This window comes from Acinetobacter sp. TY1, from assembly GCF_048551395.1.
Taxonomy (GTDB): domain Bacteria; phylum Pseudomonadota; class Gammaproteobacteria; order Pseudomonadales; family Moraxellaceae; genus Acinetobacter.
The window spans coordinates 1-12,776 of record NZ_JBLYZK010000003.1 but is presented as its reverse complement, the minus strand read 5'-3'; the positions used below and the strand labels follow the sequence as shown (position 1 = coordinate 12,776).

Annotated in this window: 13 protein-coding genes; 4 read left to right on the top strand and 9 right to left on the bottom strand. The window is 35.3% G+C overall.

Annotated features, from left to right (window positions below):
• Positions 1-50 precede the first annotated feature (50 nt).
• Positions 51-974, bottom strand: a complete 924-nt coding sequence (locus ACK2M2_RS02680) for a mechanosensitive ion channel family protein (protein ID WP_409510377.1) — start codon at positions 972-974, stop codon at positions 51-53.
• 9 nt (positions 975-983) lie between these two features.
• The gene (locus ACK2M2_RS02675) at positions 984-1,814 is read right to left on the bottom strand and encodes a hypothetical protein (protein ID WP_419346040.1); all 831 of its coding nucleotides are present in this window, start codon (positions 1,812-1,814) and stop codon (positions 984-986) included.
• A 91-nt stretch (positions 1,815-1,905) separates the two neighbouring features.
• On the opposite strand from ACK2M2_RS02675, the gene gspE reads away from it, so the two are divergent.
• A complete protein-coding gene (gene gspE, locus ACK2M2_RS02670; protein WP_419346039.1) occupies positions 1,906-3,393 on the top strand; it encodes a type II secretion system ATPase GspE in 1,488 nt (495 codons plus the stop codon).
• A 304-nt stretch (positions 3,394-3,697) separates the two neighbouring features.
• On the opposite strand, the gene ACK2M2_RS02665 is transcribed toward gspE, so the two are convergent.
• Entirely contained in the window at positions 3,698-4,387 is a 690-nt protein-coding gene (locus ACK2M2_RS02665; protein ID WP_419346038.1) for a hypothetical protein, read from the bottom strand.
• A gap of 69 nt (positions 4,388-4,456) precedes the next feature.
• Between ACK2M2_RS02665 and ACK2M2_RS02660 the strand changes: the two genes are divergently transcribed.
• The 3 genes from ACK2M2_RS02660 to ACK2M2_RS02650 are packed head-to-tail and all read left to right on the top strand — an operon-like array spanning position 4,457 to position 6,663.
• A complete protein-coding gene (locus tag ACK2M2_RS02660) occupies positions 4,457-4,822 on the top strand; it encodes a hypothetical protein (RefSeq protein WP_419346037.1) in 366 nt (121 codons plus the stop codon).
• A gap of 9 nt (positions 4,823-4,831) precedes the next feature.
• The gene (locus ACK2M2_RS02655; protein ID WP_419346036.1) at positions 4,832-6,235 is read left to right on the top strand and encodes a hypothetical protein; all 1,404 of its coding nucleotides are present in this window, start codon (positions 4,832-4,834) and stop codon (positions 6,233-6,235) included.
• Positions 6,232-6,663 carry a hypothetical protein gene (locus ACK2M2_RS02650; RefSeq protein WP_419346035.1) on the top strand — a complete coding sequence of 144 codons (432 nt, stop codon included), beginning with the start codon at positions 6,232-6,234 and terminating at the stop codon, positions 6,661-6,663. The genes ACK2M2_RS02655 and ACK2M2_RS02650 overlap by 4 nt, the downstream gene beginning before the upstream one ends.
• A 939-nt stretch (positions 6,664-7,602) precedes the next feature.
• On the opposite strand, the gene ACK2M2_RS02645 is transcribed toward ACK2M2_RS02650, so the two are convergent.
• From ACK2M2_RS02645 to ACK2M2_RS02620, 6 genes are all read right to left on the bottom strand, one after another.
• Positions 7,603-8,028 (bottom strand): organic hydroperoxide resistance protein, encoded by a 426-nt coding sequence (locus ACK2M2_RS02645; RefSeq protein ID WP_409510385.1) that lies wholly within the window; start codon positions 8,026-8,028, stop codon positions 7,603-7,605.
• Positions 8,029-8,127: 99 nt separating this feature from the next.
• Complete coding sequence (locus ACK2M2_RS02640) at positions 8,128-8,715, bottom strand: hypothetical protein (protein ID WP_409510386.1); 588 nt, start codon at positions 8,713-8,715, stop codon at positions 8,128-8,130.
• Positions 8,716-8,800: 85 nt separating this feature from the next.
• Complete coding sequence (locus tag ACK2M2_RS02635) at positions 8,801-9,625, bottom strand: carbon-nitrogen hydrolase family protein (protein ID WP_409510387.1); 825 nt, start codon at positions 9,623-9,625, stop codon at positions 8,801-8,803.
• Positions 9,626-9,656: 31 nt separating this feature from the next.
• Positions 9,657-10,181 carry an anti-anti-sigma factor GigB gene (gene gigB, locus ACK2M2_RS02630; protein ID WP_409510388.1) on the bottom strand — a complete coding sequence of 175 codons (525 nt, stop codon included), beginning with the start codon at positions 10,179-10,181 and terminating at the stop codon, positions 9,657-9,659.
• A 113-nt stretch (positions 10,182-10,294) separates the two neighbouring features.
• Complete coding sequence (gene gigA / locus ACK2M2_RS02625) at positions 10,295-11,263, bottom strand: RsbU family protein phosphatase GigA (protein ID WP_409510389.1); 969 nt, start codon at positions 11,261-11,263, stop codon at positions 10,295-10,297.
• A gap of 144 nt (positions 11,264-11,407) precedes the next feature.
• Positions 11,408-12,340 (bottom strand): VacJ family lipoprotein, encoded by a 933-nt coding sequence (locus ACK2M2_RS02620; RefSeq protein ID WP_419346034.1) that lies wholly within the window; start codon positions 12,338-12,340, stop codon positions 11,408-11,410.
• Positions 12,341-12,776: the final 436 nt, after the last annotated feature.

Here is a 12,776-nt window from a genome sequence, read left to right as displayed (position 1 = left end):
GATGGCATGATCACCATCCTTTTTTTATGTTTAGATCAAAATTCTAAAATTTATAACTTAGGTTCACGCTTAATTTCTTGTGTATTGGCATAACGATCTAAATCTTCATCGGTTAATGGTTGTTGAGGTGTTGGACGATCTACAAAACCAATTTTAGGGACTGGAATCTCAATTTGATTATCTACAAAGCGGTTACGAATTAGCTCATGAATTTCATCTTTCACTTGTAAATAATTATTTTGCTTACACCAAAGGGCAAACGTGATCTCAATCGAAGATTCAGCAAAAGAAGAAACCGTGACACGAGGCTTAGGGTCGGCTAAAACCAATGGATAGGCTGTGGCAATATCAATCAGCACGGAACGCACTTTATTGATATCTTCATTAAAATTGATTGGTACAGTGAGTGTAATCCGTCGAATCGGAAACTTTGATAAATTATGGACGGGGGCACGAATCAGTTGTTCGTTTGGTAAGCGTACGTAAACATTGTCCATAGTGAGTAATTTTACCGATAATAAGTCAATTGAAATAACTTCACCTTCAATCGTATGACCACGAATGAGGGTAATTTGAATGGTATCGCCAATTTCAAAAGAACCTTCACCAATAAGGAATAAACCACTAATTAAATTTGATGCAGAGGTTTGTGAGGCAAAACCCAAAGCAACGGTTAAAATCCCTGCTGCGCCTAAAAATACACTGAGTTTAAAACCAGCCTCTTTCAGGCTAGTCATTACAAAAATCATGAAAATAAAGTAAAAAATACCACGTCGCCATACAAGACGTTGATGGGCGTTAAATCGGACGCCAATTGTGCGAATAAAAGCATTAGAAATGAGACGGGCAAGAAAAAAACCAATCACACATAAGACAAGTGCAACTAAAATTTCACTTAACCGATCTGTATTGATATTGGTAAATACACCTTTAAAGCTATCGAAAATATCTTTAGGAATCGTTGAGTTGGACATGTGGGACTCCTAAAAAAATGAATCGAACATATTAAATAATGCACCACCTGGTGCACGAGGTGGATGTACGTAAACAACTTCACCTGCAAGTGGTGGTGTACGATTTTCAATTTTAATTCGAGATGGACGATCACTTCCTTCGTATAACACTTTAATTTGTGATGTCCATAAACGACCTGTACTTTCACTATAAAACAGAGGTAGTGCAGGAACAGGAACATTCATACGGTCAAAGCGTAATTGATGGCTGCTGACATTATGAAAATCAATTGGTGTCACTGCACGAAAAGCGCGAGGACGCAGTAGCTTTAATTCGGTTCGACCATCAACAGAAGTGGCATAACACATGTCACCCGTACGATGATCTGGACCAAACCATGTATCTTTTGGCTGAATGACGGGAATATCGAACAATGGCTCTTTTTGTGCCTGAACATAGCCTGAAATCCACAGTGGGGTACTAATATACAAAGTCCCTCGTTGCCCTGCGGGAATATAAATTGGATCGACAGGACGAATCACCACAGAGCGATCCGCAAGCCGTGGTAACAACTGAAACGTATTATGTGTTTCACGGAACATATAGCGTTCAACATGGACAGGCTGTGGAAAGGCAAAATTAACATCTTGAATGCTATGCCATTGTTGCTCATAGTCGTACTGAAATTGCGGACGATAATATTCCAGTCGCCATTCCTGTAAACCACGGGTCAAGCGAAGCATCATCGAGCCAAATTGCCATGCTTTGGATTGATGGAGCTCAAAATGCTGATCGCCCCACCATTTTAAATTGGGCAATTCAGGTTCAAGAAGTTCATTCGTTGTCAACAAAAGTGCCATTCCTATATTGAATTCTTTTAAAAAACAGGCTTCACGCTGTCATGCGCATAGCGTACACTCAAAGCAATTTTAATCATTAATATAACTTGTAATGCAAGCACTGAAACAATTACAAATACCTTATAGTTTTGCGAAACGACACGGAGTGTTGCTACGTTACGAAGGCGATCAAGTCTTTATTGTTCGTCGTCAGGATACTGCACAAATTGCGATTCAGGAAGCACGCCGTTACGTTGGACGTGTGGCACAGTATCAATTATGTTCAGATACCGATTTTAACAATATGCTGAGTTCAAGTTATGCAGGTGAAACGGGTGAATCACAACAAGTTGCCGCAGGTTTAGAAGATCATCCTGACTTACTTAGCCTTGCTGATCAAGTGCCAGAAACTGAGGACTTGATGGATCAGGAAGATGATGCACCAATCGTTCGTTTAATTAATGCATTATTGTCCGAAGCAATTCGTGTGAGTGCATCCGATATTCATATCGAAGCTTTTGAAAAGAAACTTTCGGTTCGCTTACGTGTCGACGGTCAACTACGTGAAATTGTTCAACCACGCCGTGAGCTTGCACCGCTTTTGGTTTCACGTATTAAAGTTATGGCAAAACTTGATATTGCTGAAAAGCGTGTGCCGCAAGATGGTCGTATTTCTTTGCGTCTTGCAGGGCGTGAGGTCGATGTCCGTGTGTCAACATTGCCATCTTCGCATGGCGAGCGTGTAGTTATGCGTTTGCTCGATAAGCAAGCAGGGCGTTTGAACATGACTCATTTGGGTTTGATGAAACCTGATTATGATCGTTTAACGCAGTTGGTACATCGTCCGCATGGGATTATTTTGGTGACTGGCCCTACAGGTTCGGGTAAAACCACGACGCTTTATGCTGCACTTTCTGATTTGAACGATGGATCTAAAAATATTTTGACCGCTGAAGATCCAATTGAGTATCAACTCGAAGGGATTGGGCAAACGCAGGTCAATACCAAAGTAGATATGACTTTTGCTCGTGCGTTAAAAGCCATGCTTCGCCAAGATCCTGATGTGGTGATGGTCGGCGAGATTCGTGATTTAGAAACGGCTGAAATTGCAGTCCAAGCGTCTTTAACAGGTCATTTAGTATTGTCAACGCTACATACCAATACAGCTATTGGTGCGGTAACTCGTTTAAAGGATATGGGAATTGAACCATTTCTTTTGGCCAGTTCTCTTATTGGCGTAATGGCACAGCGTTTGGTGCGTACTTTATGTTCACACTGTCATACGTTCCGTGAAGCCGATGATTTTGAAAAAGATATTTTTAAAAATGTTACAACGGAACATACTTTGAAGTTACCTGTACCACAAGGTTGTGATCATTGCTCACATACAGGGTTTACAGGTCGTACTGCGATTTATGAAATTGTTCCTGTTGATGAAGCGATGCGCCGTTTAATTCATGGTCATGCAGCAGAGTACGAGCTTGAAGAGTATGCACGTCAGCAAACGGGTTCAATCCGTGATGATGGTTTACGTAAGGTGTTGGTAGGTAAAACTACGATGGAAGAGGTTTTACGTGTGACGAATGAAGCTGCAGAGTGATGTGTTTGTTTACTGTTCTAATTAAAGTTGTGGGACAATGATTAAATCCTATGTGTGAAACGTAAGAAATCATTAAAAAAGCGCAATCGGTGGAGATTGGGCTTTTTGATTTAATGTAAAATATTGATTAATCACATTTAAAATTTTGTTTCGCATAAGTGTATTGTGCTGGTTTTAGCAAAATTTACATATAAAAAGAGTTTCCTGAATGATTGGAAAAATTGCTACTTTGGGTCGCTAAAATTTAACATTTTTATATTTATTTACTAAATTTTTCCCAATAATTCAATTTTTTAGAAATTAGCTACACTAAAAATAAATTTGGAACATGTAAGGCAAGGCTTTTCCCCGTACTACAAGATTGGATATATAGATCAAATGAGGTTGTAATACTGGGGTCAATTTGAGCATGTACTCCAAAAACTTGTTTGAGCTGTTCTATGTAATACGTAATAAACTCTATTTCACTATCAAAACTCGATAGACTTCTTAAATTACCCTGAAAATTTTGTAGACTACTCATATCGGGTGGAATATTAAAACATGTTACATCTACGCTAAAAGACATAATTTGATACATTTCAGGTTGAATAATTTTTTGCCCATTTTTTTCAATTTCTTTAAAAAATAGTTCAATTGGAATGAGGTAGAGTAATGTTTCTAAACCATCAAACATTGAGAATATAAGGCTATTATTGATCAATATTTTCTTCGAAACACCTTCTAAACTTCGTTTTTCTATTTCCTTATAAATCACATCCATTTGTTTCAATGGTCGCCCATCAACTTCAAATTGAATAAAGTAATCAGCGATTCGATTCAGAAAAAGCATTTCCCCTGTTCCCGCTATTGCTCCTCGACTCCAGAGTTTTATTTTTTGTACCTCATCATGTGCCAAGTGCAATATTTTTGTTTCTACATCATATGTCATTGCTCTTTTATCCGCTGCGATCAGAATACAGTCATCTAAATGTGCGGCAATAATCATAGTCATGTTTCAATTACTCCAATTTTTGTTATTTTATGATAAATTAATTGAATCAATTCACATAGAGCAATAATAATGGCTGGTGGTTCTCGTATTGTTATCAATGATCAAGGGATTACCATCTCTACAAACGGAAAAATTATTTTTCAAGCAGGACAACATAAATTTGAAGGCGGACAGAAAGTAAACGTCCAATTACCTCAGATGCCAGATGCACAGAATCCCTATGTCCTACAATACCTCGTTAAAAATAAAGAAAATATAGCAGTATCCAATAAGCCTTATATTTTAATGGATGAAGACGGTAATATTCAGCGTGGCTTAACCAGCGATGATGGATTTATAAAACTCAAAACAACCCCATCGGCCCAAACTATCGTCACAAGAATAATGATGAATGATGTTGAAGAAGCCAACGAAGAAGAAACAGACGAAGAATAGGTTTGAGATATGCACTACAGTCGTTTAAAACTTACAGTACAAGCACCTTTAAAACTAAAGGATTTAACTTGTAAGTTTGTCGTTATTAATAATAATACCAAGAAAAAAATTGAGTTTGAAGAACGATTTAATGAGCAAGGTTTAACTGGATGGACTGAAATTTATAATTTGAATACTAGTTTAATTTATGAAGTTTATTTACGTGGAGAAATTCTTCAAAAAATTTCTGTAAAACCATATAAAGATAAAAAAACACATAGCGCTTTTACTATCAAAGTAACAGCTGAAATGACGAAAAATTTAAAAGAAAACATTAAAGAAATTTATTTAAATGATGGTGAAGTTGCTTGGTATTTAATTAAAAAGACTGAAACCATGCTCCATTGGGCGAAAAGAGTGTTTAAAAAGTCTTTGATTGCTTCTGACTGGGACATTCTTCGAGCAAATAATCCCCATATATCCAATATGGCACCAATTCGATTACTAACACCAGGAATGGTGGTTGTTCTTTCCAACTCAACAACAGCAAAAGAGCTACCACAATATAAAAAAGATGCTCAAGAAGCCCAAAAAAACTTAGAACAAATGAAAAAAGACAAGGACTTCGATGCTGAGTTCTTTGCCCAAAACTATGAGTTTTTTTATGATGCCCTTAATGACAGTAGAACTGAAATAACCAATACAAATATTTTTATAAATAATGATCATCCTTTAGTTCAGAAATTTGATAATACACAAAATGATAGTGGTATCGCATGGGGAACAATCGCAAAGGGAGGGATTGATGCTGCTATGAGTTTTTCAGATGGGGCAACAAAAAGAATATATAAAATACATGGCGAATTAGCGTTAAAAATGGCAGAAGAAAAAGCAAAGGGTACTTCTTTAGCGAATCCTAAAAACTTTAAAGCTTTTAGAAAAAAATATTCTAATTTATATGATGAGCTAAATAGAGAATCCAGAAAAAATTTATTCAAATGGGATCAATCAATTAAGACCAATAATATGAGGCGTATAATTAGTCAATCATCTTTAGCTAGAGGCGCAACTTACAAGGGTGGCATAAAAGGTTATATCGACAAAATGAGTGAAGTTGGGAAAATGAGTAAATCTATAAAAGGTGGAGGATATTTGTTTCTAGCTTTAGATATTTACAATGCAGGTGATGCAATTGTAAATGCTAAATCTCAAGAAAAAGTAAGAACTACCGTCGTGGAAAGCTCTAAAATTGCTGGTGGTCTCGGAGCTGGAGCTGTAGTAAGTTTTATTGTTGTAGGTCTTGCAACAGGCGGAACAGGTTGGGTTGCTCTAGGTGTTGCCGCTGGTGTTGGCGCTTTAGCAAGTTGGGGATTTAGCGAAGGAGCAGGATTTGGGGCGGGTTATATTTATGATAAAGTGAGCAATAGAAAATGAAACACTTCTTCAATGTACTAACTACAGACTATATATTTACTTTTTTTGTGTTTGGATTTGTATTTTTATTTATTTTCTTTTTATGTTCATTTTTCTTATATGTCTATATAAATATTAATTTAAAAAATATATGTAAAATTATAGTTGATGATGAAATGTGGTATAGAGCACCTTTAAGTCCCTTAACATTTCATTTATTAAGTGCATTGCCAATAGTTTTTGGGAAAGAATATTTAAATATTAAGTATAATATTAAATTTAAAAAACTATACTCAAAAAATTATTATTTTTCGCTCAATGAAAGTGAATTAAAGGAATTAATAAATAAATACCCCATTTTTTTTTATACACAATATTTCATTCTATTTTCAGGTGTTTCATTTATTTTTTTTATAGGTATAGCTACAATTTTAAGTAAGTTTTTATAAAAATACATTTAAATCCTAGACGAGTAGAGTGAAATCGAGTTAGGAGAGCTAGTTGTTAGAAAAGACTATGATTTTTTTAATGATTAATGAGAATAAAATATAATGAATAAACTCTTATTGTTCATAGAAATAATGCCATTAATATTTTTGTGTATTGTTTTTTTCATTCTTTTTTCTGTTTTTTATAGTTCAATATATTTATATCTCTTATAATTTAAAGGGTATCTGTAAAATTATTTTTGATGATAAACTGTATTTCAAACTTCCTTTAGAACCTTTTAATTCTTACTTTTTAAGTTGTCTACCATTAGTTTTTTGGAGAGAAACTCTACATATAAAAAAAGGAGTTAATTTTAAAAAACTTTATGGACAACAATTTTATTACCTAATAAATAAAAATCAACTGAATGAGATGCTAATAAAGTATCCTAAATTATTTTATATTCAATACATAATTTATGCATCAAGCATCTTGTTTTTTTTATTTGGTGGACTTGCTTATATTTTAGATAAATATTTTTAAAAACTAAATTACATTCTAAAAATGCGACTATAACTCTGTCGTGGTTTATTCTTTAAAATTACTCACTTTTATTTCTAAAACCTGTAATTGTTTGATCAGAGCTTTTTTTTATCTTGAAGTTCCGTAATTGTTCGCTCAATTTATTTACTAATCTTACTAATTTGTTTAAGTTCTCATTTCTATTTTGGTTGCAGGCTCTTGATTGCTTTCTTGATGTTTTGATTGTCCTACCGTGTTACTACAACTGCTTGCGTAAATAGACTTAACTCAGTAATCATGACTAGATAAACATAATGGACATTATGTTTAATAATTTTATTAGAAATCAATTAAAGTGTCTATATTATAATCAAGAAGCCGACTAGAAAAAAAATCGGCTTATTTGAAGTAAAGCTATTCTAATGTTTGATTTGAAATCAAACAATTACATTCAAAGTCACATCAATATTGCCACGTGTTGCATTTGAGTATGGACAAACAATATGTGCAGCATCAACTAGTTTTTGTGCTTCTGTTTGCTCCAAACCTTCTAAATGAATATTTAAAGTCACTTGAATCCCAAAACCTGTTGGAATAGGGCCAATACCGACATCACCTTCAACAAAAACATCAGGCGTAATTTTCAAATGATCACGATTAGCTACAAACTTCATTGCACCTAAGAAACATGCAGAATAGCCCGCAGCAAAAAGCTGTTCAGGGTTAGTACCACCACCTGCACCGCCCATTTCTTTAGGTACTTTCAACTGAATATCTAAAATACCATCTGAAGATGTTGCACGACCATCACGACCACCAGTTGCTTTCGCATGTGCGGTATAAACCACCTTTTCTAAAGACATTTTTATATCCTAAAATATTTATTTGAAACACTATCCTGTATTAAAATGCAGAATTAATAAGCAGTTTTTTTGTAAATATAATGTCTAAATAAAAAAGAATTAAAGTGGACCTGTATTATTTCTAAAATCAATCAGATATTGCCCATTTTTTTGCTTTTGAATCTGACTAAAAGAAAAGGTTTGAGGCATTTCTTCTGTACCTTTAAGCATGTATTCAGTATTGATTTTAAAGGTCTTGGATTTTTTAAATTGTTGCTCTAAAGCAGTAATACCATCTAAATAAAACTCACGATCATCTTGTTGAAAATAAACAGCAATTTTACGTAACTCTTGAATTAAACAACTTTGACAAAGTGTATGATTTTTTTCAATATAGGTTGAATTTAGCATAAGCTGAATGTTGAAACCATAAGATTCACAACCAACATGTTCAAGTCGTATAGTTTGCTTATTTTCGAGTTGTGCTGTTTCTAAGCCATATAAAATAGGGAAATCATCAGTCGTATTTTTAATTGAAAATGTATGATTCTGAACTTTATTCTTTAAAAGTACTGGTTGGGCTAAACCTCGAACACATTCTGTTTCTGAGTTTTTTTTTGCAATTGCATACAGATCATTTGATTTTGCAAATACCGAGCCACAAGTGAACGAAAGAAATACAGGTATAAGGGGTAAAAATATTTTCATTGTTATCGCTTTAAAGTTGCAATGAAAATATTAAAAATGAGTTCATGAAAAAACTCAAGACTTACGTTTTACTTTATTTAAAACTTTAGAGTTGAATTAATTGTCGATGTTGCATAAGTGGCATTGATGCACGTATGGTATTTTGTTCTTCTAAATCAAAAGGTACAGTTAAAAGTCGGGTACCTTCATTATCTGTAATTTGTAAAATTTGTCCACGGGAGTTGGTTGCTCCTGCATGCCCCCAAGTTTGGCGCTTTTCACCATGCCAACCTTGCTGCGCTGCGCCTAAAACTTGACATTGACTATCCATAGCGCGTGCTTGGAGTAATAACTGCCAATGCATTTCACCTGTTGTATGGGTAAAAGCAGCAGGGGCAGTCAAAATATTTGCACCATGCGATCTAAGCATCAGTGCAAGTTCAGGAAAGCGTAAGTCATAACACACCATTAAGCCAATATTGCCAAAGGGTGTTCTTGCCACAACGACATCTGTACCAGGTTCAAAAAACTTAGATTCTTGATAACCACCGACTGCGTCACCAACTTGCACATCAAACAAATGAATTTTGTCATATCGTGCTTCGGTGCGTTCAGGGCTAATACATAAGCTCACAGTACGAACACGACCATCTTCAATGATTGAACCATCAGGACGAAAAGGGCATGGGAGAGTACCCGCAACAATCCAAATTTGATGTCGATACGCTAAGTGTTCAAGACGTTGTTGAAATTCTTCGAAACGCTCAGCTGTATCGCGTTGTTTACCAGCGGCGAAACAAACAAAATTCTCAGGGAAAACAACCAAAGATGAACCTAAAGCTTTACTTTTTTGAATCAATGATTCAATGACCATGAAGTTTGCTTCAATGTCATTTTGAGAATTCATTTGAACAACGGAAAGTAAAGTCATGCTCTATCCTTGAAATATTTTGGAAGAATAGTTAAGCATTTTGCTTATCAGCAGATATACAGTCCATCGTATCTTGCTGTTTTTCAAGTTGCTTCACCAATGGCTCAAACATATTTTGATTATTTTCATTGAGTTTCATGAGTGTTCTATGTGCATCTAATACCGTGCATAGCATTGTATTGTTTGTGATGTTGTCATCAATCAGTGCTTTAGTACAGACATTAGGATCACCACAGTAATTTAAAATGACAAAAACTTGCCCTAGCCCCATGCTATTGGCTAGAGTAGAAATATCGGGATTTGTAGAGAGCATTACTGCTTGAACATGGTGGATTTGTCTAAGTTTTAAGCCTAGTTTAGCCAAAATACCTAAAACAGTACTGTCAATAAAAGTAGTTTGGGTTAAATCAACAAGTGCGCCGGTAACGTTTTCTTGCTGTTCAATTCTCGCCAAAAGTTTGTCTAAGCTTATACAAGACTGGGCTCGCACTTCACCAATGAGTTTGAAGATATGCGTTCCATTCAAGCTTGCATATTCAACATGACCTGTTGACATATAAATGCCATTTGAAGAAAAGGATTTGAAAATTATCACATAGCGCAACTCGATACTCAAGCATTTGCATAGGTATAAATAGTCTATAGTGATGTAGGTTATTGATTATAAATCTAATTCATTCTTCTGAGGCTGAGGATGGCAATATCATCCGCAACGTGATCTGGTGCACGGAATGATTGATTTTGCAAATGATAGACCAGTTGAGCGAACTGTTCATTCAAACCGCCACTATATGGTTCGAGTGCACCATCGGAGCAAATAATGAATCGTGCATGCTTAGTCAATGTTGTCGTAAATTCTTCAACTTCGAGGTCTTCTGTTAGACCTAATGGAAAGCTACTGGTATTTAAAACACGAGGGGCTTGATTTGGTTCAAAGATAATAGGTGGAGGATAATGACCTGCACTAGACCATTTTAAGGTATGGGTTTCGAGGTTTAGCGTACCTGCAACCATTGTAATGTGTTTTTCAATATTTTCTTGAACTAACATACCATTGAGTTTTTTGATTAATTCTCGTGGTGTTTTAGAGCGACCATGAAATGCAGCCATCCAAGAAGTGAGGAGTGAGCTTGTTACACCATGGCCAGAGACATCAGCAAGATAGAAAATAATTTCTTTATCGCTTATTTTCCAATAATCATACCAATCACCCGATAAATAAGCCGAAGGTTTAAATAACGTTTCAACTTTATAATTGAGTAACTCAATTGGATTAGGGAGTAATTTTTTTTGTAGTTCCGCTGCAGAAGGTAAATCACGACTATCTTGATTGCGTTTATATTGAGCATCTATTTTTTGTAAAGATTGTTCAGGATCGTTTGGTAAACGATTCCAAATCCATCCTGCCAATGCACCCAATTCCCACGCTTGAGAAAGTTCAGAACCTTCGTTTTCATGCGCAATAACAACAGTAGGTAAAGACCATTGATGTTCTAAATAGTCATGTACATCCGCAATTGCAACAAGTGTAGAGTCACATTGCCCAAGATCTTCGATGCGGATCATTTCTAAACTCGGAAGTGCATTTAGAACAGCATCTAAATGGGGAATCAGTCGAGTGGGTTGAATGAAATACATAGAATGAAATTAAAAACCTGAGCGTTGTAAAATAAATATATTAGACGATGTCAAATCAATCGCCAAGTATTGGCGTAAAACAAAAAAATTTACGCCAACATTAGCTAAATCGTATTTCTTAAAATAGTGTAAGAAAATATTCAATTATTTTTTTGAATTGCTATCTACGTCACTGTCGTCATCCTGCTCATCAACAAAAGAAACAGTTTCTTCACCATTCCCTTTTTTCTCAGCAATTTTAAATGCTACACGTTGTAGGTAAATGTCACGAATAGATGCGTACCTATCACCTTGTAAGACTTTATCTACATCAAGTAAGTTCGATCGGGCATCAATAGCACTCATTATTGTATGCCCCCAAGCTAATTCAGTTTTATCATGATCACCTAAAATGTAGGTCATCGGTTTAGCATAACCTTCAACTGGATAGTCTAAAGCTGCACGAAACGAACTTGGCCCCATAATAGGTAACATTAAATAAGGGCCACTTGGTACGCCATAGTAGCCTAAGGTCATTCCTAAGCTTTCTTCTTCTGTAGGTAATCCAAGACGACTTGCAGGATCAGCCAAGCCTAAAGATGTCACTGTATTAATAGTAAAACGGCCCAATGATTTTGCTGCACGGCTAAAACGACCTTGGGCGAGTTGATTGACGGCATTCCATGGTTCAGACATATTTTTACGGAATAAACGATATGAGCCACGAACTTCACCAGGTACTTTTTCTGAGTATTGAACTGCTAAAGGACGAGCAATATTACGATCAAGCATGTCATTAAAAGCAAATACCTCACGGTTTAGCGGTTGCAACGGATCTTTAATGCTGTCGTCTTGTGCAGCATTTGCATCAACTTTTAAGTTTTCTGCTTTAATATTTTTCAAATCTTTCAACGCATCAAGACGCGGATGTTTATTATGTTCTGTTGTGTTTACCACATCTGTTGGTATAGGTTCTACAGCATCGTTTTCAGCTGAATCACTTATTGCTTCAGAAATGATAGCATCTTCTTGCGCGAAAGCGGGTGCAGCGAAAGCAAGAGAAAACATACTTGCCCATAAAAAATTAAAACGATGCATAGGAATCCTTTTTTGCAATTTTCTTTGCCATAATGATTGGATTAAAAAGAGTTAAAACTATATTAACAGGTGTAAACCATAATGTATTAAAACAAATATGGTTAAAAAGTGTGAATAAATATGATAAATGGGTATAAAACAACCACTCAAACACGAATTAAGAAAATAATTTAAAAAAGGTATTGCGTGGTATAAAAAATACTGTAGAATGCACATCCATCGGCGGTGATGAAGATTAAAACTTCTTGAGAAACAAGGACTTGATTGAATTGATTAAGTTTGGTTTTGAAAAGAAAGTTTAAAAATAATATTCATTACCTGTTGACTTTTTAGAGATAGAGAGTAATATAGCCGACCTAGCTTGATGATGACGAATCATTGAGAAGATCATTAAGAATATATGAAGAACAACTTGTGTGGATTTTTACTGGTTAAT

What these genes read in the sequence shown, in the direction of transcription:
- ACK2M2_RS02640 (WP_409510386.1), bottom strand. Translation starts at nt 8,715, where the DNA reads ATGAAAATATTTTTACCCCTTATACCTGTATTTCTTTCGTTCACTTGT.
- ACK2M2_RS02680 (WP_409510377.1), bottom strand. Translation starts at nt 974, where the DNA reads ATGTCCAACTCAACGATTCCTAAAGATATTTTCGATAGCTTTAAAGGT.
- ACK2M2_RS02660 (WP_419346037.1), top strand. Translation starts at nt 4,457, where the DNA reads ATGGCTGGTGGTTCTCGTATTGTTATCAATGATCAAGGGATTACCATC.
- ACK2M2_RS02635 (WP_409510387.1), bottom strand. Translation starts at nt 9,625, where the DNA reads ATGACTTTACTTTCCGTTGTTCAAATGAATTCTCAAAATGACATTGAA.
- gigB (WP_409510388.1), bottom strand. Translation starts at nt 10,181, where the DNA reads ATGTCAACAGGTCATGTTGAATATGCAAGCTTGAATGGAACGCATATC.
- ACK2M2_RS02645 (WP_409510385.1), bottom strand. Translation starts at nt 8,028, where the DNA reads ATGTCTTTAGAAAAGGTGGTTTATACCGCACATGCGAAAGCAACTGGT.
- ACK2M2_RS02650 (WP_419346035.1), top strand. Translation starts at nt 6,232, where the DNA reads ATGAAACACTTCTTCAATGTACTAACTACAGACTATATATTTACTTTT.
- ACK2M2_RS02655 (WP_419346036.1), top strand. Translation starts at nt 4,832, where the DNA reads ATGCACTACAGTCGTTTAAAACTTACAGTACAAGCACCTTTAAAACTA.
- ACK2M2_RS02620 (WP_419346034.1), bottom strand. Translation starts at nt 12,340, where the DNA reads ATGCATCGTTTTAATTTTTTATGGGCAAGTATGTTTTCTCTTGCTTTC.
- ACK2M2_RS02675 (WP_419346040.1), bottom strand. Translation starts at nt 1,814, where the DNA reads ATGGCACTTTTGTTGACAACGAATGAACTTCTTGAACCTGAATTGCCC.
- gspE (WP_419346039.1), top strand. Translation starts at nt 1,906, where the DNA reads ATGCAAGCACTGAAACAATTACAAATACCTTATAGTTTTGCGAAACGA.
- ACK2M2_RS02665 (WP_419346038.1), bottom strand. Translation starts at nt 4,387, where the DNA reads ATGACTATGATTATTGCCGCACATTTAGATGACTGTATTCTGATCGCA.
- gigA (WP_409510389.1), bottom strand. Translation starts at nt 11,263, where the DNA reads ATGTATTTCATTCAACCCACTCGACTGATTCCCCATTTAGATGCTGTT.